Raw genomic sequence first — 2,731 nt, 5'->3', positions numbered from 1 at the left:
AAGATGGGGTTCGGGGATTACATCCCCATGCCGCCCATTCCACCCATACCGCCCATGCCTCCCATCTCATCCATACCACCTGGTGGCATGGCCGGGGCTGCTGACTTTGCAGAGGCGATGATATCGTCAATCCTCAGGATCATGATTGCTGCTTCTGCAGCGCTGGCAATTGCCTGGGTCTTGACACGCAGTGGCTCAACGACTCCTTCCTTCTGCATATCAGATGGTTTTGCTTCGAAGACATTGAGTCCGACAGTCTTCTGACCTTTCTCATGTGCTGCACGAAGCTCAACAAGCATGTCGATTGGATCAAGACCGGCGTTCTCTGCGAGGGTCCGGGGGATGATCTCAAGTGCTGATGCAAATGCCTCGATTGCAAGCTGGGCACGACCACCAACAGTTGCTGCGTATTCACGGAGACGGAGTGAGAGTTCGGTTTCTGGTGCTCCTCCACCGGCTACACACTTCTTGTCCTCAAGAACAACACCAACTACACGGATTGCATCCTCGAATGCACGTTCAAGTTCTGCAACAACATGCTCAGTTCCACCACGGATGATGATAGAGACTGCCTTGGGGTTTTTGCACTCCTCGACAAAGATCATCTCTTCGCCAGAGATCTTACGCTCCTCAACAATTCCTGCAAATCCGAGTTCTGAGTCTGATATTGCATCGATGCTGGAGACGATTGCTGCTCCGGTTGCCCGGGCCAGTTTCTCCATGTCGCTCTTCTTGACACGGCGAACTGCGAGGATGCCTGCCTTTGAGAGGTAGTGCTGTGCAATGTCATCGATACCCTTCTGGCAGAAGACGACCTTTGCACCGCTCTTGATCACCTTGTCGGTGATGCTCTTGATCATCCGCTCTTCCTCATCGAGGAATGCCTGGAGCTGGTCAGGGCTGGTGATGTTGATCTCGGCGTCAACTTCAGTTTTCTTGAACTCGATTGCCGCGTTCAGGAGCATGATCTTTGCCTTGCTGATGCTGCTTGGCATACCGGGGTGGACACGCTCCTTGTCAATGACCATTCCAAGGACTATCTCGGAGTCTTCGATTGATCCGCCGACTTTCTTCTCGATCTTGATATTTTCGGTGTCAACAGTTCCATCGGTCTCTGCGACCATGGTGACTGCCTTGACAACGAGGTCACAAAGACTGTCCTTTGAGGCTTCTGCACCCTTTCCGGTCATTGCAGTCTCGGCGATCTTCTTCAGGATCTTTACATCCTTTGGCTTGACATCGATTGCAAAGCCTTTGAGGAGTTCCTGTGCCTTCTCTGCTGCCATCCGGTATCCATGAGCGATAACGGTTGGGTGCACATCCTGCTCAAGGAGTTCTTCTGAACGCTTGAGAAGTTCACCTGCAATTACAACTGCAGTGGTGGTACCGTCACCGACCTCATCATCCTGAGTCTTGGCAACTTCTACCATCATTTTTGCAGCCGGGTGCTCGATGTCCATCTCTTTGAGGATTGTGACACCATCGTTGGTAATGACGACATCACCGATGGTATCGACGAGCATCTTGTCCATACCCTTTGGTCCAAGGGTTGTCCGGACTGCGTTGGCAACCGCCTTTGCGGCGGCGATGTTCATTCCCTGGGCATCGCGCCCACGGGTGCGTGAACTGCCTTCTTTAAGAATAAGAATTGGTTGTCCTCCAAGCTGTGTAGACATACAGAATCACCACGTGTAGGATAAGGTTGTTTAGTGGTTCTATATAATGATATCAGTTTAGAATGACATTGAGAAGATCATCTGCTTCTTCCATTGAGAGAAGGTCCTCCTCTCCAAGCATCAGGGTTTTGCCGATTCTGCGCTTGCGCTGATCGTCAGTCATGATACACATGGCATGAGAACGGGTTACCTGTGAGATATTACCTATAATCCCTGCTCGTTTCGAAAGTTTCTGGGATCTGCCGTATCCGGTAAGGATAGTATGATCTTCATATCTGATCAGGGCCTGGAAGGGCGCACGGCTCATCATCTGCAGGTGCATCCCCATCTCTTCAATAAAGGGCTGGATCGGAATATCTTCCTCAGGTAGAGAGAAATCAGAAGGGATCTGTGGGGTATAAATCAGCAGATCAATGGGCTCAACGACTCCGCTGTCAAAGGTCTCCTCGATTCTGATAGCAATATCAATAGTAGTGCCCATACCGGCTTCGTATTTTGCTACAGTCCTCCGGGAAACCCCTAGAACCTGGCCTAGATCTCCGAGGGAGAGGTTATTTATTTCCCGTAGTTCACGCAGCTTTTCCCCGCTGATATTCACATAGAGACCGCCAGGTGAAGCGTAAATAAGAGGTGGAGATCCGTCCACAAAGTAATCGTGAAGAGTGGCATAATTTATAGCTGATATGCCATATCTGACGTATACAGCCCCACGCTCAAGTTCTGCATCACGGGCACGCTCACCAACGACAAGGGGAGTGCCCCCGAGATTTCGGGATATCTGATCAAGATCGCGTGCGTTCTCTTCGGTGATACTGTCAATATGTGAAATTACCTTCAGAACAACTATCTGACTACCGTTATTGGCGATTAAATCAAAACTCTTGGGCCTCATTGCAAAGAGTTCTGAAACATCATAACCAGCCATCATCATAACGCTGATGGCATTCTGGAGCAGACGGTCCTGTGACATTCCTTTAGTTACTTTGTATTGGTTAAAACAGTTATAAGAATATGGTATCAGGTGAATTGAGCAGGTTTATTCAATAATCCAAGAG

General features: G+C 49.7%; 2 protein-coding genes. Both read right to left on the bottom strand.

Annotated features, from left to right (window positions below):
- Window positions 1-17: 17 nt before the first annotated feature.
- Complete coding sequence (gene thsA, locus VN429_RS04905; protein WP_325630411.1) at window positions 18-1,676, bottom strand: thermosome subunit alpha; 1,659 nt, start codon at window positions 1,674-1,676, stop codon at window positions 18-20.
- Between the two features lie 52 nt (window positions 1,677-1,728).
- Window positions 1,729-2,646 carry a transcriptional regulator gene (locus tag VN429_RS04900; protein WP_325630410.1) on the bottom strand — a complete coding sequence of 306 codons (918 nt, stop codon included), beginning with the start codon at window positions 2,644-2,646 and terminating at the stop codon, window positions 1,729-1,731.
- Window positions 2,647-2,731: the final 85 nt, after the last annotated feature.

The organism is Methanospirillum sp. (genome assembly GCF_035560735.1).
In the GTDB taxonomy this organism is placed as follows: domain Archaea; phylum Halobacteriota; class Methanomicrobia; order Methanomicrobiales; family Methanospirillaceae; genus Methanospirillum.
The sequence above is the reverse complement of the archived record's forward strand: the minus strand, read 5'-3'. Positions and strand labels throughout refer to the sequence as shown.

Bases quoted from the DNA above. Each gene is read 5' to 3' on its own strand.
- thsA (WP_325630411.1), bottom strand. From the start codon at position 1,676: ATGTCTACACAGCTTGGAGGACAACCAATTCTTATTCTTAAAGAAGGC.
- VN429_RS04900 (WP_325630410.1), bottom strand. From the start codon at position 2,646: ATGTCACAGGACCGTCTGCTCCAGAATGCCATCAGCGTTATGATGATG.